Below are 25,571 nucleotides of genomic sequence, written 5' to 3'. Positions count from 1 at the left end.
GTGCCTCCTGGGGCGGGTCGTCTTTTTTTGGACGGACGTCAATGGGCGTGGGGGACGAGAGCGGTGTCGGCGGGCATCGGCTCCGCGCAGCGCTCGGCGTCCTCGTAGTGGTGGTAGACCAGCGTGGTGGTGTGGACGCCCGCCATGGCGTTGATGTCGGCGATGCGGTCCAGAACCTCGGCCTCCGTCGCGGTTTCCAGCGTGACGATGGCCTTGCCGTTCTCCGACGCGTGCCAGTCGGCGCCGTCGAGCGCCAGGACCACCTCCTTCAGGGCGGCGGTGCGGTCGGGCGCGTGCTGGATGACGAGGCTGGAAATGTGCAGTTCGGGCATGGCCGCCTCACATCCCGCCGGAGTGGGACAGGATCTGGTACATCCAGACGGAGAAGCCGTAGGCCCCGACCATGCCGATCGCCAGGAACGGCCATATCAGGATGGAGAGGGCGAAGAAAACGAACCCCTCGAAGCGGCGGGTCGGGGCGGCGGTGTCGGCGGTGCGGGCGGGCGGCGCGGTCATGGCGGTCCCATGGATTGATCGAACGGTATCGCCGCGGAGCTTCATCCTTTCGCATCATGAGTGGCTTGACCGAGGTCAAGTGCCGGCACCGACTCAGTCCCTAAGTACCGGTACTTTCGTTGCTTTGGACGTTTTGCCGCACGCCAACGCAAAACCCCTCCCCCGCCATGTGCGGGGAAGGGGTTGAGGAAGCGAACCGGGATTGAGCAGGTTACAGCCGGGTGTTTTCCTGGCGCATCAGCCGGTCGATCAGCACGCCGCGCACGAGGTCGGGGCCGAGCTGTTCGGCGGCGGCCTGCTTCAGGGATTTGGCGACGGCGGCGGGATCGACCGATGGGCCGTCGAAGGCGCCCGCCCCCGCCATGCCGAACAGGGCCTGGAGCAGGGCGTTGCGCGCGTGGGGCAGATGGCGGCGCAGCAGGTTGGACTGCTCGACGCTGCCGGTCTGCAAGGTGATCTGGGTCAGAATGAAGGCGTTGGTGCGGCCCTCCACCAGCACCGGCACCATCAGCTGACCGACCTCCACGTAGAAAGGGCCGGGACCGTCGGTGGGCAGGTCCGGCCCCGCGCCGGCCGCCTGCTCCGCAGCCTTCTCCTCGGCGCCGAGCGTCAGCTGCAGGCGTCCGATGCCGTAGCCCACCGCCGCCGCCAGCGCGGCGCACAGCACGAAGACGGAATAACGGCTGGGTCCGGGACGGTCCGCCATGATCGCGTTTCCCCGCCGCTCAGAAGGGCATGATGATGTCGAAGACCTGCTGGCCATAGCGCGGCTGCTGGACGTCGGTGATCTGGCCGCGCCCGCCGTAGGTGATCCGCGCCTCGGCGATCTTGTCGTAGTCGATGGTGTTCACGTTGGTGATGTCCTCGGGCCGGATGACCCCGGCGATGCGCATCTCGCGCAGTTCGTAGTTCACCCGCACCTCCTGCCGGCCGGCGATCACGAAGTTGCCGTTGGGCAGCACCTCGGTCACCACCGCCGCGGCGCGCATGGCGATGCGCTCGTTGCGCTGGATCGTCCCGGTGCCGGAGGAGGAGGAGGAGCTATCCATGTCGACGAGGTTGGATGGGTTCACCGCGTCCGGCAGCACGGCGGGCAGCCGCGATTCCAGCCCGAAGAAGTTCGGCACGCCCGCCGATTCGGCGCTGGAGCGCTGGCGCTGCGTCTGGTTCTGCAGCTGCGCCTGATCGGCGATGTTGATGATGACGGTCAGCAGATCGCCCACCTGCTTGGCCCGCGGGTCACGGAAGAAGTCGCGCGACCCGGTGCGCCACAGCGAACTCGGCACCTGCTCGTTGGTGTTGGGGCGCGGCATCGGCATGGAGATGACGCGCGCCTCCGGCGCCATGGCGGGGTTGGAGATTTCCGACAGGCGCGGCGCCTGCCCCACCTCGGCCAGCCGCCCGCAACCGGCGAGCGCCACCGTCAGGGCGAGGAAGGGAAGCAGGGTGCGGCGGTGCGGCAGGGTGCGCATGGGTGGTGTCCTTGATTGGAGCCTGACGGGCGCAGAGGCGAGCCCCCTCCCCAGCCCTCCCCCTCTGCGAGGGAGAGGGTGCCTTCTGCGAAGCGGGGTCCGTCCCCTCCACCTCGCAGAGGGGGAGGGTTAGGGAGGGGGCTGGCTTTCCAAAGCCGGCGCGCCGGCGACGGTGACGGTCTGCGGCCCGGTGATGGTGCCGGTGACGACGATGTTGCTGGCGATGTTCATCACACGGACCAGTTCCCCCACCCCGCCGTCCTGCAAAGCACGGCCGCGCGCCATCAGCTGCAGCGGCCCGTCCTCGTAGACGAGGCTGACCGGCTTGTTGCGCTGGACCACCAGCGGGGCGCCGACCGCGGAGGTCTGGATCAGCCGCCCGGCGGAGAGCTGGCGGCGGCTGGCCAGCCCGGCGAGGCTGTCGCGGGAGGTGATGACGGCGCCATTCAGCCGCTCCAACGGCATCGGGATGGTGGTCAGGTCGCTGTCGGCGATCACCTCGCCGGGCAGGATGCGGCGCGTCGGCACCGGCACCTCCACCATGATGTCGGCCTTGGCCTTCACCTCGACGATGCGCCCGTTGCTGCTGACCAGCGCGCGGACCAGCCCGCCGCGCGGGTCGTAGGAGAGGTCGCGCACCGCCTCCACCGGGCCGGAGAAGGGCACGGTCAGCACCAGCGAGACCCGCGCGTCCGGCGGCACCGCCGGGCCGAGCGAGGCCGCCAGCTCCTGCGCCAGCAGCGCCTCCACCGCCCCCTCGCCGTCGGACAGGTACGCCGCCTGGGCGGGCACGACAAACAGCTGCAGAGCGACCGCGAGTCCGGCCAGATGACGAACGGAACGCCGCATGGCGGTCACCGCATGTTCGACAGGGTGGAGGCCATCTGGTCGCCGGCCTCGACCACCTTCGCGTTCATCTCATAGGCGCGCTGGGCGGAGATGAGTTCGGTGATCTCCTGGACGACGTTGACGTTGGAGGATTCCAGATACTTCTGCCGGATGGTGCCGAAGCCCGCCTGCCCGCCGGTGCCGTCCTGCGGCTCGCCCGAGGCGGGAGTGGCGCGGTAGAGGTTGTCGCCCATCGCCTCCAGCCCGGATTCATTGACGAACACGGTCATCACGAGCTGGCCGAGCACGCGCGGGCGGGTCTGACCGTCGACGAAGGCCTGCACCTCGCCGGAGCTGTTCACGGCGATCTCCCGCGTGCCCTGCGGCACGGTGACCTCCGGCAGCACCGGATGGCCGTCGCTGGTCACAATGGTGCCCTCCGGCGACAGCTTGAAGCCGCCGGCGCGGGTGTAGGCGGTCTCGCCCGCCGGCATGCGGATGTTGAAGTAGCCGCGACCCTCGATGGCGAGGTCCAGCTCGTTCCCGGTGGAGGTCAGGTTGCCGGTCGTGTTGATGCGGTTGACCGCCCCCGGACGCACGCCGAGGCCGACCTCGATGCCGGTCGGGATGATGGTGCCGGCGTCGGTGGACTGGCTGCCCTGGCGCCGCTCCGACTGGTACATCAGGTCCTGGAACTCGGCGCGCCCGCGCTTGAAGGCGGTGGTGTTGATGTTGGCGATGTTGTTGGAGATGACCTCGACGTTCAACTGCTGGGCCATCATGCCGGTCGAAGCGATGCTGAGCACGCGCATGGACGCAATCTCCTGGTTTTAAGCGGATTTGCCGAGGCGGTTGATGGCGGAGCGCAGCAGGTCCTGCCCGTCGTCCATCATGCGGGTGACCGACTGGTAGTCGCGCGTCAGCTCCATCATCCGCGACATCTCGGCGATGGACTGGACGTTGGATTGCTCGACCTTGCCCTGGATGATCCGGGTGTCGGGGGCCGGCAGCGGCTGGGCGTCCACGGCGTCGAACAGCACGTCGCCGGTCTGGGCGAGCGCCTGCGGGCTTTCGAAGCGGACGACGCGCAGCCGTGCGATCATCTCGTTGTCGGCGGAGACCAGCCCGTCGGTGCCGATCTCCATCCGGCTGCGGTCGGCCGGGATGACGATGGGCTGCTGGTTGTCGTCCAGATAGGGGAAGCCGCCGGCGTTCACGAGCTGCCCGTCCACGTCGCGCCGCATCCGCCCGTCGCGGGTGTAGCGCGGGCCATCGGGCGTCTGCACCTGGAGCCAGCCGTCGCCGTCCAGCGCCACGTCGTAGGGGTTGTCGGTCGGCTTCAGGCTGCCGGCGGTGAAGTCGGTGTAGGTGGCGCGGTCGATGGTGAAGGCGATCTTGTCGGACGGCTTCATGCCGCCGCGCTCCATCGCCGCTTCGAACAGCATGCGCTCGCCGCGGAATCCCGCAGTGTTCATATTGGCGATGTTGTTCGCCACGACATCGAGCTGCCGGCGCAAGGCCACTTGCCGCGACAATCCAATGTAAAGGGGATTCTCCATCGCCGGACACCTTCGGTTTGAACGCCGCCTTAACCTAGGTGATGCAGTTTAAAGCCGGGTTTCAACCTGAGGCGCCGCGATGGGAACTGACCGGTGTCTTGGGGGATTTGATTCCGATTTAGATAAAATTTGGGGCAGTCGCGATGCATCCCTGCCGGACCTTGTCCATCTCCCTGGCCCTGCTGTCGGCCACCACCGCCCTGACGGCGCCTCCCGCCGCGGCGGAGGCACCGGCACCGATCACCGTGCAGACGGGCGACCACGCCGACTTCTCGCGCCTTGCGCTGGTCAACGCGCAGGGCGCCCCGGCGGTCGATGTCGGGAGCTGCGGTGGGCGCGTCGCCTTTTCGCAGGCGGTCCCCTGGCCGCTGGAGGCGTTGAACGGCACCTATTCGCGGCGGCTGACCGGCTTCCAGACGGCCGAGGACGGACGCAGCCTGACCATGGATTGGCCCTGCGGCGCCCGCGTCACCGTGCGCCGGGAGCGGCGGATCACCTTCATCGACGTCACCGACCCGCCGCGGCCGGCGCGCAAGCCGGGCGCTCCCGTGCCGGCATCCGAAGGCATCCTGCTGGCCGAGGCGCCCGGCGCGTCGGTGTTCCCGATGATCGCGCCGCCGCCGGCCCCTGAACCGGCGCCGGCCCTAGCGGCGCCCGTCAGCCTCGCCGAACGGCTGAACCCGGTCGCCAGCGCCCAGGCGCAACCGGTCGTGCAGGCGCAGCCCGTGGTGCAGGCACCGCCACCGGTTCAGCCGCAACCGGTCGCCAAGGCCCCGCCCCCCGCCCCGCCGAAGCCGGAACCGGCCAAAACGGTGGCCGCTGTGCCGCCAACAGCCATGCCTCCGGTCACAACTCCCGCCGTCCAGGCCGACCCGCCGATCCGCGCCTTCGACCTGGACGCCTGGGCCGGCGACGACTACCCCGCGCGCAAGCAGCATCTGGAGCAGCGCATCGCCGAGAGCCAGGGCCGGGCGCGGGTGGACGCGCTGCTCGCCATGGCCCGCTTCACGCTGGCCCGCGCCCTGCCGGAGGAAGGCCGCGCCGCGCTGGACGCCGCGGAGAGCCTGACGCCGGGGCCGGACCAGCGGTACGAGCTGCGCCTGCTGCGCGACGCCTTCCGCGCGCTGGACGGCAACGCCGATCCCGATGACAGCCAGTTCGTCCGCGCCCAGCCCAGCCCCGCCGCCGCCGACCATCACGTCTGGCGCAGCGCCACCCTGGCCCCCAGCCGCTGGGCTGCGGCGAAATCGAGCCTGCCCATCGCGCTGAAGCGACTGCTGTCCTACCCCGCCGACCTGCGCGGCCGCCTGCTGACCCTGCTCGCCGAATCGGCGGGCGAGGCGGCGGACGGCCCGTCGCTGAACCTGATCGTGCTGGAGATGATCACGCTGGACGGCATCGGCTCCACCGACGGGCGGCTCGACCTCTTCCGCGGGCGTCTGGCGGAGCTGCACAACGAGACGGCGGAGGCGTTGACCCACTACAAGCGGGCCGCCGCCCTGCCCAACCTCTACGGCCACCGCGCCCAGGTGCGTTCCATCGAGCTGCGGCTGGCCAGCGGCGCGCTGGACGATCCCGGCGCCATCGCGGAGCTGGAAAGCCTGCGCTACGCTTGGCGCGGTGGCGACGTCGAGACGGACGCGCTGGCCGCGCTGGGCGCCGCCTACACCCGCGCCGGGCGGATCGACGCGGCGCTCGACATCTTCGGCCTGCTCGGCCGCCGCTTCGGCGCGACAGCGCGCGGGCAGGCGGCGCTGACCACCGGGCGAGGGCTTCTCAACGCGGTGATTGGCCATCTGGAGAAAACCCCGGGCAGCGCGCTCGACGCGCTGTCCCTCCAGGTGCGCTACGGCCGCACAGTGGCGCTGACCGACGACGACGCCGGAACGCAGCAGCGCCGGCTGGCCCGTCTGCTGGCCCGCGGCGGCTTCACGCTGGAGGCCGCGCGCCTGCTCCACGCCGTCGCCGAGACCGCGCGCGGCGCCGAGCGCGCGGCGGTCGGGCTGGAGCTGGCCCGCGTGCTGCTGGACGCCGGCCGCGGAACGGAGGCGCTGGCCGTGTTGGACCACACCGCCGGCCCCACGCCGGACGCCCAGGCTGCTGAGCGCCGCGCCCTGCTGCGCGCCGAGGCCTTCGCCACCGAAGGCGAGGCAATGCGCGCCTTTGACGCGCTGCGCGGCCTGACCGGACCCGAAGCGGCGCGCATCCGGGCGGACAGCCTGTTCCGGGCCGGCGAATGGCCGGCGGCCCGCGCCGCCTACGCAGAACTGATCGAGGGGCCGGCCAGCGGACCCGGCGCGCCCCTGCCGGACGACGTCGCCTTCCACGCGCTGGCCGCCTTCCGGGCGGGCGACGACGCGGCGGTCACCGCCGCCGCGGAGCGCCACGGCAAGGCGCTGGCCGGGACCCGCTGGGCCGGCCTGCTCGACGCCCTGGCCGTCCCGCCCGACCCGCTGGGCAAGCCGCTGTCCGGCGCCACCGTCAGCGGCCAGCTCGCCGCCGCCGAGGCGCTGGCCGGCATGGTGCGCCGGTGGAAGACGCCCTGAAAGCTCCCGCCTTACACGACGGCTCCCTGAGCCCGATCCCCCTTTTCGGCCGAGCCGGAGGACTCACATCATGCGTTTGCTGTTCGGAATCGTCGCGGTCTTCCTGAGCGTGCTCGGCGGCTTCGCCGCCATGGGCGGGCGGATGGGCGTGCTGTGGCAGCCCGTGGAGATCGTCATCATCGTCGGCGCCGGCATCGGCGGCTACGTCATCGCCAACTCCATGGCGGTGCTGCGCGCCACCGTGCGCACCATCGGCGCGGTGGCCCGCGGCCGGCACACCAGCAAGGACGAGTATCTCGACCTGATCTCCCTGCTCTACGCCCTGCTGCGGCAGGCCAAGTCCAAGGGCGTATCGAACATCGAGAGCGACATCGACAAGCCGGACGACAGCCCGATCTTCGCCCAGTACCCCTCGGTCTTCCGCCAGCCGCGCTGCGTCACTTTCCTGTGCGACTACATGCGCCTGATCGCGCTCGGCCAGGACAACCCGCACGACCTGGAAGCCCTGATGAACGAGGAGATCGAGACCATCGGGCGCGAGTTGAACCAAGTGCCGAAGGCGCTGCAGAATCTGGCCGACGCGCTGCCGGCGCTCGGCATCGTCGCCGCCGTGCTGGGCGTCATCAACGCCATGAGCGCGATCAGCGAGCCGCCGGAGGTGCTCGGCCACATGATCGGCGGGGCGCTGACCGGCACCTTCCTCGGCGTGCTGCTGTCCTACGGTCTGGTCGGTCCGATCGCCGCCGCCGCCCGCCATCGCCGCGAGGCGGAGCTGACGCTGTTCATCTGCGTGCGCGCCGCGCTCGGCGCCTATCTGCGCGGCAGCCCCCCGCAGGTCTGCGCCGAGTTCGCCCGCAAGGTGCTGTTCGCCGACACGCAGCCGAGCCTCGCCGAGGTCGAGGTCGCCACCACCCTCTCCTCGCAGGCGAAGGCCCGCGAGGCGAGCCAGCCCGCCTGAGGCCCCGCCATGGCCCGCAAGCGCATCGAACCGACGATCATCATCAAGCGCCGCTACGGCGAGGAGGAGGAGCACAACAGCGCCTGGAAGCTGGCCTACGCCGACTTCGTGACGGCGATGATGACCTTCTTCCTGATCATGTGGCTGATGAACATCACCACGGTGGAGCAGCGCAAGGGCATCGCCGACTATTTCAACCCGGTGGCCCTGTCGCAGTCCAATTCGGGCGCCGACGGCATGCTGGCCGGGCGGGCGGTCGACAAGACGGGGGCGCTGTCCACCCCCAACGCGCCGGGGGAGCACAGCGTGCCGGTGGCCGCCCCGCCCGTCGTCGCCTCGCTGGGCGAGAGCGACCGCGAGCCCGCCGGGCGCAAGGACCCCATGCCCAACCCGCCCGGCGGCCGGAGCCAGACGGACCGCGACGCGCGGGCGGAGCTGGAGGCCCTGCTCGACCGCCAGACCGCGGCGCTCACCGAGCAGCAGGGGCTTGAGAAGGCCGAGCGCGACCTGCGCGCGGCGCTGGAGACGATGCCGGAGCTGGGAGCGCTCGCCGGCAGCGTGGTCATCGAGCAAACGTCGGTCGGCCTGCGCGTGCAGCTCACCGATCAGGCGAAGGTGTCGATGTACAACGTCGGCTCCGCCCAGATGAACGAGCAGGGGCGGCGCCTGATGCGGCTGGTCGCCGGCGCCGTCGCGTCGTCGCCCAACCGCCTCAGCATCACCGGCCACACCGACGCGCTGGGCTATGCGGACGGGGCAAAGTACGGCAACTGGGAACTGTCCAGCGACCGCGCCAACGCCGCCCGCCGCGAGCTGATCGCCGCCGGCGTGCCGGCCCGCCGGATCGTCCGGGTGGAGGGCCGCGCCGACCTCGACCATCTCGACGGCGCCAACCCGCTGGCCCCGCAGAACCGGCGGATCAGCATCACGCTCCTGAAGGCCACAGCGGGGGAATAGGCCCCCTCAGGTCGGGCTGGTCTTCACCACCGGCCGCGCGCGAAGCAGTTGGACGGTGGTCAGGAAGCCCAGCACGGCGGCGGCGCTTCCCAGCAGGAAGACGCCGCCGTAGCCGACCCGGTCGGCGAGCAGCCCGGCCAGGGGGCCGGTCAGGCCGTAGGCGACGTCCTGGAACGCCGCGAAGGCGCCGAGCGCGGTGCCACGGAGTTGCGGCTCGACGAGATGGACGACCTCCCGCCCCATGGCGGGAAAGACCAGCGAGCAGCCGAGCCCGGTCAGAAAGGCGCCGGCCAGCGCCGTGACGGGATCGCCCGCGCTCCACAACAGCGCCTGCCCGACCGCCTCGACCGCCAGCGACCCCATCGCCACCCGCAGACCGCCGAAGCGGTCGGGCAGATGACCGAGCGCGAAGCGGACGAGCACGAAGCCGAGCCCGAAGGCGGTCAGGCCGAGCCCGGCGTGGGGCCAGCCCTCGCGGACGAAGTGCAGCGAGAAGAAGGCGCCGATGGCGGCGAAGCCGATGCCCTGGAGGCTGACGACGGCGCCCTGCCGCCAGATCCGCCCCAGCACGCTGCGGAAGGGCGGGCGCTCGGCGTCGGGATGGGCCGGGGTTCCTTCCATGCGCCGGATCGCCAGAAGACCGACGGCGGGCAGCAGCGCGCTGACCGCCATGACACCGGAGAAACCGAAGCGGTCGAGCAGCGCCAGCCCCAGCGGTCCGCCCGCCGCGAAGGCGCCGTAGAGCGCCGCCCCGATCAGCGCCAGCACACGGCCCGAGCGCTGCGGACCGACGATGCCGATCCCCCAGGCGACCACCCCGACCCCGACGAGGCTTTCGCCGACACCGATGAGCAGGCGGCCCGCCACCAGCACCGAAAAGGCCGACCATGGCGAGAACGACAGAGGACCGGCGGCCATCGAGACCAGCCCGCCGGCCACATAGAAGGCCAGCCCCCGCCCGACCGCCCTCTTCGCGCCCTGGCGGTCGGAAAAGGCTCCGGCGAAGCCGCGGCTGAGGATGGTGGCGAGGAAGGCGCTTCCCACGCCCAGCCCGGCCCAGACATTGCCCATCCCGAGATCCCCGGCCACGAACAGCGGCACGACGGGAAGGGACAGGGCGACACAGAGATAGGAGACGAAGAGGACGGCGGTGAGGACGATCAGGCGGCCTTGCGCCGCATCACGCGCCGGCGCCGGCCTTTGATCCAGCCTTTGCTGGGGACCCATGGTGTGCTCCACACTGGTCCCCGCCGATGGCCGTCCGTCCGAACACGCGAACGCACTCCGATCGGCGAGGATCGTTGAGTGCGTTGGTTGACGTTGAACGCTTACGGCCAGCGTGGCTGGCGATGCGGGACAGGGTACCGATCCCGCGGAGAAATGCAACAGCCCGCGTCATGAAACCGGCACCGAACACCCGTCGCGGTTTTGTGCGTTGTTGGTGCCATGAGCTGGGATACACAGAATCTCTGCCAATGACCGGACGAAACTCCGGTCTCGGATCAACCCCGGCAGGCTCAGGCGCTGCCCCGCACCAGCAGTTCGAACCCCACGTCCTGGGTGCGGTTCTCCACCTCGCCGCCCTGCATCCGCCGCAGCAGGAGGTTGGCGGATTCCATGCCGATCTTGCGGCTGGCGATGGCGATGGTGGTCAGGCCCGGCGTCAGTTGCCCGGCGATGTCGTAATTGCCGAACCCGGTGATCGCCAGATCCTTCGGCACCGAGATCCCCAGGCCGCTGCAGGCCAGCAGGGCGCCGGAGGCCAGCACGTCGCTGACGAACACCACGGCGTCGGTGTCGGGATGCTGCTCCCGCACCAGCTTCAGCAGCTCCACGCCGGTCGCCATCACCATCGGCCCGCTGGTGACCGTGACGACGCGCGGCGTCACGCCTGGGAAATGACGCTCATGGGCGTCCTGGAAACCCTTCAGACGCTCCTTGGCGCGGTGGTCGCCCGGCTTCATGACGCCCGTGAAGGCCAGCCGGCGGTAGCCGCGCCCCACCAGATGATCGACCACGCTCATCAGGGCGGCGTGGTTGGAGAAGCCGACCAGCATGTCGACGGGGCGGTTCGTCCAGCTCCAGCTTTCCACCACCGGTACCCCGGTGCGCTTCAGCAGGGCCGTGGTCTCCTGGGTGTGGCGGGTGCCGATGATGAAGAAGCCGTCGGGGCGCCGCCCGCTGAAGCTGCGGACCAGCGACTCCTCGCGCGCCGCCATGTAGTCGGTGTGGCCGAGGAAGACCTGATAGCCCTCCGGCAGCAGGACGTCGGTCAGGCCCTGGATGGTTTCCGCGAAGATCGAGGCGGAGATGGTCGGGATGATCGCCGCCACCGTCATGCTGCGGTTGGAGGCGAGGTGGCTCGCCGCCAGGTTCTGAACGTAGCGGGTTTCGCGCACCGCCTCCTCGATGCGGGCGAGCGTGTCCGGGCCGACGCTGCGCGGATCGCGGAGCGCGCGCGAAACCGTCTGCGTGGAGACGCCCGCGGCCTGCGCCACATCGGCCATCGTCACCGCGCGGGTCGCGGAGCGCCGCCGTGACTCCGCCTTCCTGAGCGAAAGCTGTCCTTCGTCCGACACCTGGGATGACCTCATATCCTGCTTCCGCCGGCCCGCCTTCGGGCACTGACCGGCCGCCTTCTTGTGCATGGCCGCGCCGCCCGTTGCAAGCCGGGTGCGGCACCCTTTCCACAATCCATAGCGCATTTCATGTTAGCGGTCACGCGAACGCTAACGTTATCGCTCACCAAAGATGCTTGATTGCCCCAACCAATCATGTTACCGGTCACGTTAGCGGTCACTCGAAACGGACGCCAAGGCGGACGATCCGGGGAACGCTGGGAGGGACACCGCGGCGGCCCGATGGCCGGACGGCGGGAAAGCAACAAAGACAAGCAACGAAGCAGGCAAGACATGAGCGTTCTTGCGGACAGCGTCGCCTGGATCACCGGCGGCGGCAGCGGAATCGGGGAGGCCGGCGCGCGGGCGCTGGCGCAGGGCGGCGCCACCGTCGTCCTGTCCGGACGGCGCGAAGACGCGCTCGCCCGCGTGGCGGAGTCCATCCGCGCCGCCGGCGGCAGGGCCGAGACCGCGGTCCTCGACGTGGCCGACGAGGCGGCGGTGCGGCGCGTGGCGGCGGCGATCCTCGACCGCCACGGGCAAATCGACACGCTGGTCGCCAGCGCCGGGATGAACCTGCCCAACCGCAGCTTCCGCGACCTCGGGACGGAGGGCTGGCGGCGGCTGGTCGACGTCAACCTCAACGGCACCATGCACGCCATCCAGGCGGTGCTGCCCGCCATGCGGGAGCGCCGGTCCGGCACCGTCATCATCGTGTCCTCCTGGGTCGGGCGGCACGCGCTCGTCCTCGGCGGCCCCGGCTACAACGCGACGAAGCAGGCGCTGGTGACGCTGAGCCACAGCCTGAACATGGAGGAATGGCGCAACGGCCTGCGCTCCTGCGTGGTCATGCCCGGCGAGGTGGCGACCGACCTGCTGGGCCAGCGCCCCTCCCCGCCCCCGGCGGAGGAGATGGCGCGCCTGCTCCAGCCCGAAGACCTGGGCCGCACCATCCGCTTCGTGGCCGAGATGCCGCCCCACGTCTGCGTCAACGAAATCCTCATCAGCCCCGTCTGGAACCGCGCCTTCTTCGCGCAAGCCCCGGCAACCAACGGCTGACCACCCATCCTTCCGCCCCATCCTTCCGCCATGGCCGGCGGACCCACGGCAACAAGACCCGGACATCATGGACAAGAAACGCAACATCCTCAGCGGTTACCGTGTGCTCGACTGCTCCATCGCCATGGCCGGCCCGCTGGCGGCGCAGCGCCTGGGCGACCTCGGCGCCGACGTGGTGAAGGTGGAGCCGGTGACCGGCGAGTGGCAGCGCCACACCGCGGCCGGCGGCATCACCGGCAACAAGGTCAACGTCTCCTTCCTGTCGCTGAACCGGAACAAGCGCTCGCTCGCCGTCGACCTGAAGAACACCGAGGGCAAGGCCCTGCTGATGGAGCTGGTCAAGACCGCCGACGTCTTCCTTCAGAACTACCGGCCGGGCGTCGCCAAGCGGCTGGGCGTGGACTACGAATCGCTCTCCGCGATCAACCCGCGCCTGATCTACCTGTCGATCTCCGGCTATGGCGAGACCGGCCCCTACGTCCAGCGTCCGGGCCAGGATCTGCTGTTGCAGGGCATGTCCGGCGCCATGCTGTCGGCGGGCCGCGAGGGCGAGGCCCCGACCCCCGCCGGCCAGTATCTGGTGGACGCGATCACCGGCTATACCGCCTTCGAAGGCGTGCTGGCCGCCCTGCTCCACCGCGAGCGCACCGGCGAGGGCCAGCTCGTCCAGGTCAACATGCTGGACGCCATCACGACGATCCAGATGCAGGAGCTGTCTGTCTTCACGGTCGGCGGCAAGCCGCAAACCCGCTCCGCCGAGCCGCACGCCCACGTCTACATCCGCGCGCCCTACGGCGCCTTCGCGACCAGCGACGGCTTCATCATCGTGGCCTTCCCGCCGCTGAAGCTGCTGGGCGAGCTGATCGGCGAGCCGTCCTTCCTCGACATGGAGGACGAGACCGACAGCTGGAGCCGCCGCGACGAGATCTTCGCCAAGACCCGCGACCGGCTGACCGCCAAGACCTCCGCGGAGTGGCTGGAGCTGTTCAACGCCGCCGGGGTCTGGGCCGGGCCGGTCTACGGCTACGCCGACCTCGTGAACGACCCGCAGATCAAGCACAACGGCACCTTCGTCGAGTACGACCACCCGACCGAGGGCCGCGTCAAAACGCCGGGCTTCCCGATCAAGTTCTCCAAGACCCCGTCGGAGGTCGAGCGCGGCGCCCCCCTGACCGGCGAGCACACCCGCGAGGTGCTGGAGGCCGCCGGCTTCACCGCCGAGGCCGTCGACCGTCTGCTGGCCGCCGGCGTCGTCGCCGCCACCGAGCCGGAGGCGGAGGCGGAGGAAGAGGAGGTTCGGGCATGCGCTACCGCGCGCTGACCTGGGACCACCCGCGCGGCTACAACGCCTTGGCGGCAGCCGCCGCCGGGCTGGACAAGGCGCGCGACGGGCTTGCGATCGATTGGGACAAGCAGCCGCTCGAAGGCTTCGAGGCCCATCCGATCGGCGACCTCTGCGCCCGCTACGACCTGATCGTCCTCGACCACCCCCATGTCGGGGAGGCCGTGGCGGAACGCGGCCTGATCCCGCTGGAGGACCTGTTCACCGCCGAGGACATCGCCGGCTGGCAGCGCGACAGCATCGGGCCGAGCCTCGCCAGCTACCGCTTCGCCGAGCGGCATTGGGCGCTGCCGCTCGACGCGGCGACCCAGGTCACGGCCTGCCGCGCCGACCTTCTGGACGGGCCGGTCCCCGTCACCTGGGCGGATGTGGCGAGCCTGTCCGAACGGGCGCCGGTCGCCCTGTCGCTGGCCGGGCCGCACGCCTGCCTGACCTTCCTGTCCATGGCGGCGGCCTTCGGCGATCCGCCCGCGGTGGCCGATCCCGACCGGCTGGTCTCGACGGAGGTGGGGACGCAGGTGCTCGACCTCATGGCGACGCTGGCCGGGCGGATGCCGGCGGCGGTGCGCGGGCTGAACCCCATCGGGCTGCTCGGCCACATGGCCCGCACCGACGGCGTGGCGCTCTGCCCGCTGGTCTACGGCTACGTCAACTACGCGGCCCCCACCGCAGCGGGCGAGACGCCGGTCACATTCGCCGACGCGCCGCGCGCCACGGCGGACGGGCGTCCCGGCTCGACGCTGGGCGGCACCGGCATCGGCGTCTCCGTGCGCTGCGAGGTGACGCCCGCCCTGCTCGACCATCTGCGCTGGCTGCTCGGCGCCGAGGCGCAGCGGAGCTTCATCCCGGCCCACGACGGCCAGCCGAGCCGCCGCGACGCCTGGGCGGACGCGGCGGTGAACGAACGCTGGGGCGGGTTCTACCGCAACACCGCCGCGACGCTGGAGGCCGCCTATGTCCGCCCGCGCCACGCCGGCTACATCGCTTTCCAGGCCGACGCCGCCGCGATGATCCGCGACGCGCTGGCCGACGGCACGCCGCACGCCGCCTTGCTCGACCGCCTGCAACACCGCTACGCCGCCAGCCGTCCGGCTGCTGGCGCCGAACGATAAGGCCCATCCCATGGACTCGCTCAACACCCCCGATCCGGCGCTCGGCGCGGTCACCGTCACGGTGGACGGCTTCGTCGCCACCATCACCCTCGACCGCCCGCAGAAGCTGAACGCGGTGACCCCGGAAATGGCCGCGGAGCTGGTCGCCGCCGTGGCCCGCTGCAACGCCGACGACGACATCCGCTGCGTCGTGCTGACCGGCGCCGGGCCTCGCGCCTTCTGCTGCGGCTCCGACATCCGCGAGCTGGACCGCTACGACACCGCCTGGAACTTCCGCAACCGCGAGGACTATTGCGACGCCATCCGGTCCTTGCGCAAGCCCAGCATCGCCGCGGTCAACGGCTACGCCTTCGGCGGTGGGCTGGAGACGGCGATGAGCTGCGACATCCGCATCGCGTCGGAGAACGCGCAGTTCGGCGCGCCGGAGATCAAGCTCGGCTGGATCGGCGGCGGCGGCGTCGCGGCCTTCCTCTCGCACTCCATCGGCACCTCCAACGCCGCGATGATGATCCTGACCGGCGACCCGATCCCGGCGGACAAGGCGCTGGCCTGGGGCCTCGTCAGCGAGGTGGTGCCCGCCGACCGTCTGCTCGCCCGCGCGCAGGAGATCGCCGCCATCGTCGCCAGCCGCGCCCCCATCGCGGCGGAGACGGCGAAGCTGAACCTGAAGGCCGCCCACACCATGCCGGTGGAAAAGGCCATCGAGTACGAACGCGACCTGCAGACCATCTGCTTCGCCACCGCGGACGCCGCCGAGGGGCGCGCCGCCTTCAAGGAAAAGCGCAGCCCGGTCTTCCGGCGCAAGTAACCACCCGGCGCAAGCAAGAGGAGAGGAAACCATGAGCAAGCGACCCCTTCCCCTCGACCCCGCCGCCGCCCTGCCGGCGGACGAGGGCGCGCTGCTGGTCGGGCGCGCCTGGCGCCCCGGCGTCGGCCCCTCGGTCATCGCCGTGCGCGGCCGGGACGTCTTCGACATCACCAGCCGCGACGCGCCCACCGTGCGCGATCTGGTGGAGACCGGCGCCGCCGCAGCCATCGTCCGCGACTTGCCCGGTGAATGGATCGGCACCGCCGCCGCGATCCTCGCCAACTCCGACGAGGACCGGCGCGACCCGGAGCGGCCCTGGCTGCTGGCCCCCATCGACCTCCAGGCGGTGAAGGCGTCCGGCGTGACCTTCGTGGTCAGCCTGCTGGAGCGCGTCATCGAGGAGCAGGCGCGCGGCGCCCCGGAAAAGGCGCTGGCCATCCGCGCCGACATCGACGCGCTGATCGGGCGCGACCTGTCCAGCCTGAAGCCCGGCTCGCCGGAGGCCATGGAGGTCAAGAAGGCGCTGATCGCCCGCGGGGTGTGGTCGCAGTATCTGGAGGTCGGCATCGGCCCCGACGCCGAGATCTTCACCAAGGGCCAGCCGATGTCGGCGGTCGGCACCGGCGCCCATGTCGGCATCCCGCCCTATTCGGTGTGGAACAACCCGGAGCCGGAAATCGCCGTCCTGGCCTCCAGCCGCGGGGACATCGTCGGCGCCACGCTCGGCAACGACATGAACCTGCGCGACGTCGAGGGGCGCTCCGCCCTGCTGCTCGGCAAGGCCAAGGACAACAACGCCAGCGGCTCCATCGGCCCGTTCATCCGCCTGTTCGACGACCGCTTCACGCTCGACGGCGTGCGCAGCGCCGAGCTTGGGCTGGTGGTCGAGGGCAGCGACGGCTTCCGGCTGGAGGGCTCCAGCTCCATGTCGCAGATCAGCCGCGACCCGGTGGAGCTGGTGGAGGCCACCATCGGCGAGAACCACCAGTATCCGGACGGCTTCGTCCTGCTGCTCGGCACCATGTTCGCGCCGGTCGAGGACCGCGACCGTCCGGGCGAGGGCTTCACCCACAAGCTGGACGACGTGGTTACCATCACCGCCCCGGCGCTGGGCAGCCTGACCAACCGGGTCCGCCATTGCGCCGACTGCGCGCCCTGGGACTTCGGCGCCGCCGCGCTGATGCGGAACCTCGCGGGCCGCGGCCTGCTCGGCTGATGCCGCACCAAGACCAAGAGCAGCGCGAACAAGAAAGGACCCGCCCGTGACCCTCACCGGCATGATGCTGATCGGCGCCGAGAGCCACCGTGGCCGCAACGGCGAGATCCACGCCATCGACCCGTCCACCGGGGCGACGCTGGAGCCCGCCTTCGGCGGCGGCGGGACGGCGGAGGTGGACCGCGCCTGCCAACTCGCCTGGGACGCCTTCGATCGCTTCCGCGAGACCGCGCCGGAGGACCGCGCCGTCTTCCTGGAGGCGGTCGCCCGCAACATCCTCGACCTCGGCGACGCGTTGATCGTCCGCGCCATGGCCGAAAGCGGCCTGCCGCGCGCCCGGCTGGAGGGAGAGCGTGGGCGCACCGTCGGCCAGCTCCGCCTGTTCGCCGCGGTGGTGCGGGAAGGAAGCTGGATCGGCGCCCGCATCGACCCGGCCCTGCCGGAGCGGGCGCCCCTGCCCCGCCCCGACCTGCGCCAGCGCCGCATCCCGCTCGGCCCGGTGGCGGTGTTCGGCGCCAGCAACTTCCCGCTGGCCTTCTCGGTGGCCGGGGGCGACACCGCCTCGGCCTTCGCCGCCGGCTGCCCGGTGGTGGTCAAGGCCCACTCCGCCCATCCCGGCACGTCGGAGCTGGTCGGCCGCGCCGTCCAGGCCGCCGTCGCCGAATGCGGGCTGCCGGAGGGCGTCTTCTCGCTGATCTTCGGTGCCGGCTCGTCGGTGGGCACGGCGCTGGTCGCCGACCCGCGCATCAAGGCGGTCGGCTTCACCGGATCGCGCCGCGGCGGCGTAGCGCTGATGGAGGTGGCGGCCAAGCGCCCGGAGCCGATCCCCGTCTACGCGGAGATGAGCAGCATCAACCCGGTCTTCCTGCTGCCGGCGGCGCTCGCCGCGCGGGCCGAGGCTCTGGGCCGGGGCTTCGTCGCCTCGCTGACCATGGGCGCCGGGCAGTTCTGCACCAACCCCGGCATCCTGCTGGCGGTGGACGGGCCGGACCTCGACCGCTTCGTGACATCCGCCGTGGAGGCGCTGGGCGGCAGCGCGGCGCCGACCATGCTGACGCCGGGCATCCACGCCGCCTTCGACGCCGGGGTGGCCGCCCTGGCCGGCAACGCCCTCGTGGCGACGCTGGCCCGCGGGCTGGACGGCGAAGGCCCCAACCGGTGCCGGGCGGCGCTGTTCGCCACGACCGCCGACGCCTTCCTCGACGACCCGGCCCTGCGGGAGGAGGTGTTCGGCGCCGCCTCGCTGCTCATCCGCTGCCCGGATCTGGAGTCCTTGCGCGCGGTGGCGGAACGGCTGGACGGCCAGCTCACCGCGACCCTGCACATGGACGCGGCCGACGCCGGAGCGGCGGCGGTCCTGCTGCCGACGCTGGAGCGTAAGGCCGGCCGCATCCTGGCCAACGGCTGGCCGACGGGCGTCGAGGTCTGCCACGCCATGGTGCATGGCGGCCCCTTCCCGGCCACGTCGGACGGCCGCACCACCTCGGTCGGCACGGCGGCCATCGAGCGGTTCCTGCGGCCCGTCTGCTACCAGGACATCCCCGCCGACCTGCTGCCGCAAGCCCTGCGCGACGGCAACCCGCTGGGGCTGTGGCGCCGGGTCGACGGAGCGTTGGGCCGGCACTGAACCCCAATCACCGGCCCGCATACTCTGGTATGGTTCCGGGATTGCGGGCCAAACCAACCAAAAAAGACAGCAAACGAACAAATTCGGAGGAGGACGCAGCATGAAGCCGTTTCTGAGCGCAATCACGGGCATCACCCCCCTTCTGGCCGGCGGACTGGCCGCCGCCCTGGCGCTGGGCACCGCCTCGGTCGCCCTGGCCCAGTCATCCGGAAAGACGGTGGTGACCTTCGCTGCGTCCCACTTCGCCGAGGTCGGCCGCGGCGACCGGCTGAAGGCCTGGGTGGAGAAGTTCAACCAGTCCCAGCCCGACATCGAGGTGAAGCCGGTCACCATCCCCTTCTCCTCCTTCGCCACCACCATCTTCACGCAGATGGGCGGCAACGGCGGCCCCGACGTGATCCGCTTCGACCTGCCGGAGTTCTACGCCGCGGTGGCGGCCAAGTCGGTCCTGCCGATCGACGACATCGTGAAGGACGGCGCCCACAATTTCACCGCCGCCGACCAGTACATGAAGGTCGAGGGCAAGCGCTACGGCTTCGCCTTTGACACCGCCAACTACGCGATGGTCTACAACGCCGCGCTGCTGCCCAACGGCACGCCGCCCAAGACCTTCGAGGAGTTCGTGAAGCTCGGCAAGGAGGCGACGAAGGACGGCAACTACGGCTTCGCCTTCCGCGCCACGATGGCCGAGCGCGGCGGCGTCTGGTACGACCTGACCAACTTCGTTTACGGCTTCGGCGGGCGCTGGTCCAAGCCGGACGGCACGCCGACCTTCAACAGCCCGGAGGTCGTGGCGGGTGTCGCCGCCTACAAGACCGTCTACGACGCCGGCATGATCCCCAAGGGCACCGACGCCGCCACCTACCGGCGGATGTTCTGGGAGGGCAAGGTCGCCATGGAGATCGACAACGGCGGCGTCGCCACCATCCTGACCTCGCAGGGCAAGGCGCACCCCATCGCCGCCGCCCCGTCGCCCTTCCCGCACAAGGAGCAGGGCATGATCCTGGCTCCGGTGACCATCAACGCCAACACCAAGGTGAAGGACGCCGCCGGCAAGTTCCTGCAATGGGCGCTCCAGCCCCAGCAGCAGCAGGAACTCCAGACCCTTCTGGGCGCCGCCAACGTCGCGACGACGGTGGAGCGCACGCCGGAGGAGCTTCAGGCCATGCCCTGGCTGAAGGTCTACGACGCGCAGACCCCGAACAGCGTGCCCGCCCTGCCGCAGGGGCTTGAGACCAAGGCGCCGGAGATCCAGCAGATCATCGTCCAGCAGCTCCTCAAGGTGCTCCAGGGCGGCGTCGCCCCGCAGACCGCCATGGACGAGGCGCAGCGCCTGATCACCGCCCGCGTGCTCGCCCAGAAGTAACGCCCGCACCGGCGGTGCTTCGGTACCGCCGGTCCAACTCCACGGTGATCGTGTTCGACGTTCTAACCCTCTCCCCTCCGGGGAGAGGGTGGCCCGAAGGGCCGGTGAGGGGGTTGCGCGTGTCGTTGCATTCGGCACAAGCGCAACCCCCTCACCCTAAACCCTCTCCCCAGAGGGGAGAGGGAACAACGAATGCGATCGCCGTGGTCCCAACTCCGGATACCGCATCATGATGAGCAGGACCGTGAGCCAGCCCAGGGCCGCCGCGCGGCGCGCGCCGATTGACCATGGCCGCTGGGTTCCCGCGCTCTTCGTCGCCCCGGTGGCGCTCTACCTCCTGGTCTTCCAGGGCTACCCGCTGGTGCAGGAATTCCTGCTCAGCGTCACCTCCACCTCGCTGCTCTCGCCCGGCCAGCAGACCTACGTCGGGCTGGACAATTACCGCGAACTCGTCTTCGACCCGGAGTTCCATCAGGTCCTGCGCGTCACCGCGGTCTACACGCTGGTCTGCGTGGTCGCCTCCATCGGGCTCGGCCTGCTGGCGGCGCTGCTGCTCGACGGCACCTTCCGGGGGCGCGGCATCGCCCGCGCGCTGGTCACCATTCCGTGGGCCGCCCCGCCGGTCGCCGCGGCGCTGATCTTCGTGTGGATGTTCAACGCGCAGTACGGCCTGTTCAGCCACCTCGCCCAGTTCCTGGGCTTCGCCGAGGGCGGGGTGAACTGGCTGGACGAGCCGTCCTTCGCCCTGCCGGCCATCCTCATCACCACGATCTGGCAGATCTTCCCCTTCTCCTCCGTCGTCATCCTGGCCGCCCTCCAGGGCGTGCCGTCGGAGCTGCGCGAGGCGGCGGTGATCGACGGGGCCGACCGGCTGAGCATCTTCCGCGCCGTCACCTGGCCGACCATCCGCCCGTCGGTGGCCCTGCTGACCCTGCTCATCACGGTGTGGTCGCTGCGCCGCTTCGACGTGATCTGGCTGATGACCCAGGGCGGCCCGCTGGGCGAGACCAACACGCTGGTCATCGACCTCTACCGCCGCGCCTTCGTCTATCTCGACCTCGGCCGCGCGGCGGCGGTCGGCATCATCGGGCTGGTCGTCGCGATCCTGGTGACGCTGGTCTACTTCTGGCTGTCGACGCGGGCGGAAAAGGCCGCCGGGAAACGGTGATCTCATGAAACACAATTCCACGGCCCGCACGCTCGCCGTCCTGGTCCTCCTCGGGGTGGCGGCCTTCCCGCTCTACTGGATGCTGGTGACCTCGCTCACCCCGTCGGAGCGGCTGTTCGACGACACGCCGAACCTGCTGCCGACGCTGTCGCAGATCGGCACCTATGCCGCCGCCTTCACCGAGACCTCGTTGCGTCAATGGCTGGTCAACAGCCTGATCGTCGCGGTCGGCACGACGGTGCTGAGCATCCTGCTGTCGGTGCTGCCGGCCTACGCGCTGTCGCGCCTGACCTTCAACGGCAAGCTGCTGCTCGGCTTCGCGCTGTTCATGACGCAGATGCTGCCGGAAGCCATGCTGGTGGTGCCGCTCTACGACATCTTCACCAAGCTGTCGCTGCTCAACACGCTGCTCGGCCTGATCCTGGCCAACACGGCCTTCACGGTGCCGGTGGTGACCTGGATCCTGAAGGGCGCCATCGACGGCGTGCCGTCGGAGATCGAGGAGGCCGCAAGGGTGGACGGCTGCTCCCGCCTCGGCATCGTGCTGGCGGTGGTGGTTCCGCTGATCGCGCCGACTCTGGCAGCGGCGGCGGTGATCGCCTTCTTCCACGGCTGGAACGAGTATGTCTTCGCCCAGACCTTCATCAGCGACGACGCCCTGCGCACCGCCTCGGTCGGCCTCGCCAGCTTCGTGGGCGAGCTGAGCACGCCGGTCCACACGGTCATGGCGGTCGGCTTCATCTACACGCTGCCGGCGGTCGTCTTCTACCTGTTCGTCCAACGCTACGTGGTCGCCGGCATGACGACCGGCGGCGTCAAGGGCTGACCGTGGGCCGATCCCGCCCCCCTTGCACCGACACGCCCGAGAGATAAAAGGGAAAAGCCCATGGCTATCAAACTGCAGAACGTCACGAAGTCCTTCGGTTCCCTGACCGTGATCGACAACGTGAGCCTGGAGGCCGGCGACGACGAATTCCTGGTGCTGCTCGGCCCGTCGGGCTGCGGCAAGTCCACCATCCTGCGCATGATCGCGGGGCTTGAGACGGTGACCAGCGGCGAGATCCATCTCGGCGGCAAGCGGGTGGACGAACTGCCGCCCAGCGACCGCGACATGGCCTTCGTCTTCCAGTCCTACGCGCTCTACCCGCACATGACGGTGCGCCGGAACATCGCCTTCCCGCTGATCATGCGGCAGTTCCGCTGGTGGTTCCACATCCCCTTCATCGGCGACTATTTCAAGCGCCGCATCGAGAACTCGTCGGAGGTGCGCGATCTGGTGGAGCGCACCGCCGACACGCTGGCCCTGACCAAGGTGCTCGACCGCCACCCGCGCACCCTGTCGGGCGGCCAGCGCCAGCGCGTCGCCTTGGGCCGCGCCATGGTGCGCGAGCCGTCGGCCTTCCTGATGGACGAGCCGCTGTCGAACCTCGACGCCAAGCTGCGCACCGCCATGCGGGCGGAGATCACCCAGCTCCACCAGCGGGTCGGCGGCAACTTCGTCTACGTCACCCACGACCAGATCGAGGCGATGACCATGGGCACCCGCATCGCGCTGATGCGCGACGGGCACCTCCAGCAGTACGGCACCCCGCGCGAGATCTACGAGAAGCCGGCCAACACCTACGTCGCCCGCTTCATCGGCACGCCGCCGATGAACCTGATCGACGCCGAGGTCGAAGGCATGACCGTGCGCATCGGCAACAGCGTCCTGCCGCTGCCCGATAAGGCCGAGCGCCCTGGGGCCGAGCGGGCGGGCGGCGGCAGCCGCATGAAGGTCTGGCTGGGCCTGCGCCCCGGCGCGCTCGCCGTCGTGCCGCCGGGCCAGGGCAAGAGCCTGCCGGGCACTGTCACCCTGGTCGAGCATGTGGGGGCGGAATCGCTGATCTCGGTGAAGCTGTCCGGCGTCCACACCGCCCATGACGACGACGGCGGCCTGACCGATGAGGTGATGGTCTCTGTCCCCGGCTACAGCGAACTGCGCGTCGGCGAGGCGGTCGGGATCGACTGCCTGCTGAAGGACTTCTCCCTGTTCGAGAAGGACAGCGGCCTCCGCGTCGGCGGGCGGGCCGCGGAGGACTTCCTGGCCGGGGGACGTGTCGGGACCATCCGCACCGCCTCTTGATACCATCCGCGCGGACGGCGCCCGCACCTCCATCCCAGGGTGGGTTGGCAGGTGCGGCGCCGTTCCCAAACACTCCTTGTCAGAAAGGCACTTCCATCCCTTTCACAACCGGCGCCTCTGCTCGACTTTGCTCAGTCTCAGGTTCCCGGAACAGCCGTTCAGGCGGGCTCCGGGCATGATTATGCTTTGGTCAGCAGCCCGGGCGATCGGATCGGATTGTCGGCGGCGGAGGTCAACGTGAACATCCGGCCGACCCGGGCGGTGCCACGATAACGCGTTTTGCACATGCCGGCTCCCTTGAACCAGCCGAAGACTTCCTCGATCCGCTTGCGGATCGCAAGAACACGGCATAGTCAGGGTGGCGGGTGGTTCGGCCATTGATGGCGGAGCGGCGGTTCCTGGTGTGCTGTGCGGCATGCGGAGCAGCGCCCAGCCCATGCCGTTTGTCCGTTTCCATCCGCCGCCATCCGAGAAGTAACGCGGGGGAAATGATGGCGGAGCGGCGGCAACCGGGATTTAACATTCGCTGAAAATTTGTATTCGAAATCAGCGTATTATGAACCCATTGTCGTGGCGAGCGCGGAAACGTAGCCAGAACTCACGTCGCCGGACAGTCCAGACGTTGGCAATGATGATGCCCGCCAAATCGCTTGACACTGCACTCAATTTAGAACAAAATGGGAACGTATAGTACGCGACAGGATACCCGAGTATGAGCCGCGACCGTCACCTAACATGGGAATCGAACCGCGATGCCTTTAGAATTCCCGTCACCGCACGAAATTGACCGTCTCATCGGGTCATCTGCCTATCGCGATTCTCGTCACCCGCAAAGCGCATCAACGCATAATATTGTTACAAATTGGTTTGCGGCACGGTACGGCGCCGATCGCTGTATCGATGAGCAACCTTTTACTTCAGGTGACTTTGGCAACGTCCAAAATGCGCGCCAAAACCATATCGTTAGTCGGGCATTCAGCGGTAAGACTCTTCTCGTTGGGGAAGGAAATTTTAGTTTCACAGCCTCACTTGTTTTTGATCATCATGCCATACCGATGTCGATCACCTCGACAATACACGAAAGCAGCCGTGACATTTCCGATGACGCCAAAACCAATGTCCGGAAATTATCCAGAGTGGGGGTAACCGTACTCGATAATGTGGATGCAACAAATTTGGATCGGACGTTTCATCATCAGAAGTTTGATACGATCATTTTTCAATTTCCCAATGCCGGCAGCCGGGAACCGAACCGAGGACACAACCCTAACTATGTCCTTGTTCGACGCTTTCTGAGGAGTGCCGTCGAACACCTTCGGCAGGACGGAGAAATTATCATCACCGTCGTTAATAGCTCATATTATGACGGACGCTTCCGCATGGATGAAGCGGCCGAATACGCCGGCATAAAGAATTTTTACGCCATTCCTTTCTCTCCGGGCGATTTTCCATCCTATTCGCACGTCAACACCAACGATGAAGACAGTGCTCTGAAAGAACATCAGTCGTTCGAAACATGGATTCTCCAACCATGAGCGCTGACGTTCCCTTGATCGCTGCCTGTGAGGAGGGGCTGCGGATTCCGGGTCTGGCCCTGAACAACGATTGGATCGGTAAAGCTGAGGAAAGCCAACTGCTTAAACAAGTGGACGGCGGCAACTGGCGGAATGACCTTAAACGTCGTGTTCAGCACTATGGCTTTCGCTATGACTATCGCGCCCGCTCTGTTTTGCCTGGCGACCATCTGGGGCCTTTGCCGGGATGGTTGGCCGTGCTCGCCGGACGTCTTGTCGATAAAGGCGTATTCTACACTGTGCCGGATCAGGTCATCGTCAATGAATACCTGACGGGCCAAGGCATTTCGGCGCATATCGACTGCGTTCCCTGTTTCGGTGACACCATCGCCATCCTCAGCCTTGGCAGTTCCGTCGTCATGACGTTTCAGTGCGCCGCCACCGGCGCGCGGCGCGAAATGACGTTGCCGACGTGCAGTCTGCTGAGACTGTCGGGACCGGCACGATACGACTGGTTGCACGGAATACCGGCGCGAAAATCCGACATGATCGACGGCATGAAGACGCAACGCTTGCGGCGCGTGTCGTTGACTTTCCGTTCGGTCGTCATCGGTGCATGATCGGAGCGCAACGCAGAGGCAGCTTCGCGCTCGTGCGCGCCAACGCGCAATTCCGAGTATTCGTGCGCAATTCTGCGCAAATGGCGGATCAGTTCGCCACCAGGAAACGCCCCCATGTCGTACGCCTCCGGTGAGCGCCGCCTTGGCAAAGTAGGGGTTGGCG

Annotated in this window: 24 protein-coding genes and 1 pseudogene; 15 read left to right on the top strand and 10 right to left on the bottom strand. The window is 69.2% G+C overall.

All coding sequences use genetic code 11. The features are described 5' to 3' along the window. Nucleotides 1–38 precede the first annotated feature (38 nt). The 7 genes from ACWPN5_RS07150 to flgF form a co-directional block, all read right to left on the bottom strand. Nucleotides 39–332: a chaperone NapD gene (locus ACWPN5_RS07150; protein WP_035682956.1), complete on the bottom strand. Its 294-nt coding sequence runs from the start codon at nt 330–332 to the stop codon at nt 39–41. 7 nt (nt 333–339) lie between these two features. Continuing rightward, nucleotides 340–516 carry a periplasmic nitrate reductase, NapE protein gene (locus ACWPN5_RS07145; protein WP_035682958.1) on the bottom strand — a complete coding sequence of 59 codons (177 nt, stop codon included), beginning with the start codon at nt 514–516 and terminating at the stop codon, nt 340–342. Between the two features lie 211 nt (nt 517–727). Further along, nucleotides 728–1,222 (bottom strand): hypothetical protein, encoded by a 495-nt coding sequence (locus tag ACWPN5_RS07140; RefSeq protein WP_145690507.1) that lies wholly within the window; start codon nt 1,220–1,222, stop codon nt 728–730. 19 nt (nt 1,223–1,241) lie between these two features. Continuing rightward, nucleotides 1,242–1,988: a flagellar basal body L-ring protein FlgH gene (gene flgH, locus ACWPN5_RS07135; RefSeq protein WP_492295031.1), complete on the bottom strand. Its 747-nt coding sequence runs from the start codon at nt 1,986–1,988 to the stop codon at nt 1,242–1,244. Between the two features lie 129 nt (nt 1,989–2,117). Beyond that, nucleotides 2,118–2,837: a flagellar basal body P-ring formation chaperone FlgA gene (flgA, locus tag ACWPN5_RS07130; protein ID WP_492295030.1), complete on the bottom strand. Its 720-nt coding sequence runs from the start codon at nt 2,835–2,837 to the stop codon at nt 2,118–2,120. A 5-nt stretch (nt 2,838–2,842) separates the two neighbouring features. Continuing rightward, nucleotides 2,843–3,628: a flagellar basal-body rod protein FlgG gene (flgG, locus tag ACWPN5_RS07125; RefSeq protein ID WP_137142720.1), complete on the bottom strand. Its 786-nt coding sequence runs from the start codon at nt 3,626–3,628 to the stop codon at nt 2,843–2,845. Between the two features lie 18 nt (nt 3,629–3,646). Next, nucleotides 3,647–4,375, bottom strand: a complete 729-nt coding sequence (gene flgF, locus ACWPN5_RS07120; RefSeq protein ID WP_014200151.1) for a flagellar basal-body rod protein FlgF — start codon at nt 4,373–4,375, stop codon at nt 3,647–3,649. 161 nt (nt 4,376–4,536) lie between these two features. Between flgF and ACWPN5_RS07115 the strand changes: the two genes are divergently transcribed. The 3 genes from ACWPN5_RS07115 to ACWPN5_RS07105 all read left to right on the top strand — a co-directional run bounded on the left by ACWPN5_RS07115 (nt 4,537) and on the right by ACWPN5_RS07105 (nt 8,836). Beyond that, a complete protein-coding gene (locus ACWPN5_RS07115; RefSeq protein WP_492295029.1) occupies nt 4,537–6,921 on the top strand; it encodes a hypothetical protein in 2,385 nt (794 codons plus the stop codon). A 70-nt stretch (nt 6,922–6,991) separates the two neighbouring features. Beyond that, a complete protein-coding gene (gene motA, locus ACWPN5_RS07110; RefSeq protein ID WP_109070357.1) occupies nt 6,992–7,879 on the top strand; it encodes a flagellar motor stator protein MotA in 888 nt (295 codons plus the stop codon). Between the two features lie 9 nt (nt 7,880–7,888). Beyond that, nucleotides 7,889–8,836 (top strand): flagellar motor protein MotB, encoded by a 948-nt coding sequence (locus ACWPN5_RS07105; RefSeq protein ID WP_492295027.1) that lies wholly within the window; start codon nt 7,889–7,891, stop codon nt 8,834–8,836. A gap of 6 nt (nt 8,837–8,842) precedes the next feature. Here the strand turns inward: ACWPN5_RS07105 and ACWPN5_RS07100 are convergent, their stop codons facing one another. Further along, nucleotides 8,843–10,063, bottom strand: coding sequence for an arabinose transporter (locus tag ACWPN5_RS07100; RefSeq protein WP_492295025.1), 1,221 nt, complete (start codon nt 10,061–10,063; stop codon nt 8,843–8,845). Between the two features lie 290 nt (nt 10,064–10,353). Beyond that, nucleotides 10,354–11,430 (bottom strand): LacI family DNA-binding transcriptional regulator, encoded by a 1,077-nt coding sequence (locus tag ACWPN5_RS07095; protein ID WP_492295023.1) that lies wholly within the window; start codon nt 11,428–11,430, stop codon nt 10,354–10,356. Nucleotides 11,431–11,748: 318 nt separating this feature from the next. Here ACWPN5_RS07095 and ACWPN5_RS07090 point away from each other — a divergent pair, with 318 nt between their 5' ends. The 10 genes from ACWPN5_RS07090 (at nt 11,749) to ACWPN5_RS07045 (ending at nt 23,274) form a co-directional block, all read left to right on the top strand. Then, a complete protein-coding gene (locus tag ACWPN5_RS07090) occupies nt 11,749–12,513 on the top strand; it encodes an SDR family oxidoreductase (RefSeq protein WP_492295021.1) in 765 nt (254 codons plus the stop codon). A 67-nt stretch (nt 12,514–12,580) separates the two neighbouring features. Then, nucleotides 12,581–13,834 (top strand): CaiB/BaiF CoA transferase family protein, encoded by a 1,254-nt coding sequence (locus ACWPN5_RS07085; RefSeq protein WP_492295019.1) that lies wholly within the window; start codon nt 12,581–12,583, stop codon nt 13,832–13,834. Next, nucleotides 13,816–14,967: a carbohydrate ABC transporter substrate-binding protein gene (locus ACWPN5_RS07080; RefSeq protein WP_492295017.1), complete on the top strand. Its 1,152-nt coding sequence runs from the start codon at nt 13,816–13,818 to the stop codon at nt 14,965–14,967. The genes ACWPN5_RS07085 and ACWPN5_RS07080 overlap by 19 nt, the downstream gene beginning before the upstream one ends. Before the next feature lie 10 nt (nt 14,968–14,977). Continuing rightward, complete coding sequence (locus ACWPN5_RS07075) at nt 14,978–15,775, top strand: enoyl-CoA hydratase/isomerase family protein (RefSeq protein ID WP_145690525.1); 798 nt, start codon at nt 14,978–14,980, stop codon at nt 15,773–15,775. A 31-nt stretch (nt 15,776–15,806) separates the two neighbouring features. Next, complete coding sequence (locus ACWPN5_RS07070) at nt 15,807–16,991, top strand: fumarylacetoacetate hydrolase family protein (protein WP_200479683.1); 1,185 nt, start codon at nt 15,807–15,809, stop codon at nt 16,989–16,991. 46 nt (nt 16,992–17,037) lie between these two features. Continuing rightward, complete coding sequence (locus ACWPN5_RS07065) at nt 17,038–18,618, top strand: aldehyde dehydrogenase (NADP(+)) (RefSeq protein ID WP_492295014.1); 1,581 nt, start codon at nt 17,038–17,040, stop codon at nt 18,616–18,618. A 100-nt stretch (nt 18,619–18,718) separates the two neighbouring features. Next, nucleotides 18,719–19,984, top strand: coding sequence for an ABC transporter substrate-binding protein (locus ACWPN5_RS07060; protein WP_051658308.1), 1,266 nt, complete (start codon nt 18,719–18,721; stop codon nt 19,982–19,984). 229 nt (nt 19,985–20,213) lie between these two features. Then, on the top strand, nt 20,214–21,152 hold the full coding sequence (locus ACWPN5_RS07055) for a carbohydrate ABC transporter permease (RefSeq protein ID WP_145626999.1): 939 nt from the start codon (nt 20,214–20,216) through the stop codon (nt 21,150–21,152). Nucleotides 21,153–21,156: 4 nt separating this feature from the next. After that, on the top strand, nt 21,157–21,978 hold the full coding sequence (locus ACWPN5_RS07050) for a carbohydrate ABC transporter permease (protein WP_035677626.1): 822 nt from the start codon (nt 21,157–21,159) through the stop codon (nt 21,976–21,978). Between the two features lie 60 nt (nt 21,979–22,038). Further along, complete coding sequence (locus ACWPN5_RS07045) at nt 22,039–23,274, top strand: ABC transporter ATP-binding protein (protein WP_492295011.1); 1,236 nt, start codon at nt 22,039–22,041, stop codon at nt 23,272–23,274. A 179-nt stretch (nt 23,275–23,453) separates the two neighbouring features. On the opposite strand, the pseudogene ACWPN5_RS07040 reads toward ACWPN5_RS07045, so the two are convergent. Beyond that, a pseudogene (locus tag ACWPN5_RS07040) lies at nt 23,454–23,707 on the bottom strand (transposase); the annotation flags it as partial. A gap of 319 nt (nt 23,708–24,026) precedes the next feature. Between ACWPN5_RS07040 and ACWPN5_RS07035 the strand changes: the two are divergent. Together ACWPN5_RS07035 and ACWPN5_RS07030 are read left to right on the top strand one after the other, a co-directional pair. After that, nucleotides 24,027–24,809: a class I SAM-dependent methyltransferase gene (locus tag ACWPN5_RS07035; protein ID WP_200479353.1), complete on the top strand. Its 783-nt coding sequence runs from the start codon at nt 24,027–24,029 to the stop codon at nt 24,807–24,809. Beyond that, entirely contained in the window at nt 24,806–25,408 is a 603-nt protein-coding gene (locus ACWPN5_RS07030) for an alpha-ketoglutarate-dependent dioxygenase AlkB (RefSeq protein ID WP_145690538.1), read from the top strand. Before ACWPN5_RS07035 ends, ACWPN5_RS07030 begins: the two co-directional genes overlap by 4 nt. Nucleotides 25,409–25,571 lie beyond the last annotated feature (163 nt).

This window comes from Azospirillum sp. UENF 211521 (genome assembly GCF_058780535.1).
The sequence above is the reverse complement of the archived record's forward strand: the minus strand, read 5'-3'. Positions and strand labels throughout refer to the sequence as shown.

What these genes read in the sequence shown, in the direction of transcription:
- ACWPN5_RS07090 (WP_492295021.1), top strand. Translation starts at nt 11,749, where the DNA reads ATGAGCGTTCTTGCGGACAGCGTCGCCTGGATCACCGGCGGCGGCAGC.
- ACWPN5_RS07080 (WP_492295017.1), top strand. Translation starts at nt 13,816, where the DNA reads ATGCGCTACCGCGCGCTGACCTGGGACCACCCGCGCGGCTACAACGCC.
- flgF (WP_014200151.1), bottom strand. Translation starts at nt 4,375, where the DNA reads ATGGAGAATCCCCTTTACATTGGATTGTCGCGGCAAGTGGCCTTGCGC.
- ACWPN5_RS07085 (WP_492295019.1), top strand. Translation starts at nt 12,581, where the DNA reads ATGGACAAGAAACGCAACATCCTCAGCGGTTACCGTGTGCTCGACTGC.
- ACWPN5_RS07035 (WP_200479353.1), top strand. Translation starts at nt 24,027, where the DNA reads ATGCCTTTAGAATTCCCGTCACCGCACGAAATTGACCGTCTCATCGGG.
- ACWPN5_RS07100 (WP_492295025.1), bottom strand. Translation starts at nt 10,063, where the DNA reads ATGGGTCCCCAGCAAAGGCTGGATCAAAGGCCGGCGCCGGCGCGTGAT.
- flgH (WP_492295031.1), bottom strand. Translation starts at nt 1,988, where the DNA reads ATGCGCACCCTGCCGCACCGCCGCACCCTGCTTCCCTTCCTCGCCCTG.
- ACWPN5_RS07150 (WP_035682956.1), bottom strand. Translation starts at nt 332, where the DNA reads ATGCCCGAACTGCACATTTCCAGCCTCGTCATCCAGCACGCGCCCGAC.
- ACWPN5_RS07070 (WP_200479683.1), top strand. Translation starts at nt 15,807, where the DNA reads ATGAGCAAGCGACCCCTTCCCCTCGACCCCGCCGCCGCCCTGCCGGCG.
- flgG (WP_137142720.1), bottom strand. Translation starts at nt 3,628, where the DNA reads ATGCGCGTGCTCAGCATCGCTTCGACCGGCATGATGGCCCAGCAGTTG.
- motA (WP_109070357.1), top strand. Translation starts at nt 6,992, where the DNA reads ATGCGTTTGCTGTTCGGAATCGTCGCGGTCTTCCTGAGCGTGCTCGGC.
- ACWPN5_RS07050 (WP_035677626.1), top strand. Translation starts at nt 21,157, where the DNA reads ATGAAACACAATTCCACGGCCCGCACGCTCGCCGTCCTGGTCCTCCTC.
- ACWPN5_RS07075 (WP_145690525.1), top strand. Translation starts at nt 14,978, where the DNA reads ATGGACTCGCTCAACACCCCCGATCCGGCGCTCGGCGCGGTCACCGTC.
- flgA (WP_492295030.1), bottom strand. Translation starts at nt 2,837, where the DNA reads ATGCGGCGTTCCGTTCGTCATCTGGCCGGACTCGCGGTCGCTCTGCAG.
- ACWPN5_RS07030 (WP_145690538.1), top strand. Translation starts at nt 24,806, where the DNA reads ATGAGCGCTGACGTTCCCTTGATCGCTGCCTGTGAGGAGGGGCTGCGG.
- ACWPN5_RS07055 (WP_145626999.1), top strand. Translation starts at nt 20,214, where the DNA reads ATGATGAGCAGGACCGTGAGCCAGCCCAGGGCCGCCGCGCGGCGCGCG.
- ACWPN5_RS07045 (WP_492295011.1), top strand. Translation starts at nt 22,039, where the DNA reads ATGGCTATCAAACTGCAGAACGTCACGAAGTCCTTCGGTTCCCTGACC.
- ACWPN5_RS07060 (WP_051658308.1), top strand. Translation starts at nt 18,719, where the DNA reads ATGAAGCCGTTTCTGAGCGCAATCACGGGCATCACCCCCCTTCTGGCC.
- ACWPN5_RS07140 (WP_145690507.1), bottom strand. Translation starts at nt 1,222, where the DNA reads ATGGCGGACCGTCCCGGACCCAGCCGTTATTCCGTCTTCGTGCTGTGC.
- ACWPN5_RS07145 (WP_035682958.1), bottom strand. Translation starts at nt 516, where the DNA reads ATGACCGCGCCGCCCGCCCGCACCGCCGACACCGCCGCCCCGACCCGC.
- ACWPN5_RS07095 (WP_492295023.1), bottom strand. Translation starts at nt 11,430, where the DNA reads ATGAGGTCATCCCAGGTGTCGGACGAAGGACAGCTTTCGCTCAGGAAG.
- ACWPN5_RS07105 (WP_492295027.1), top strand. Translation starts at nt 7,889, where the DNA reads ATGGCCCGCAAGCGCATCGAACCGACGATCATCATCAAGCGCCGCTAC.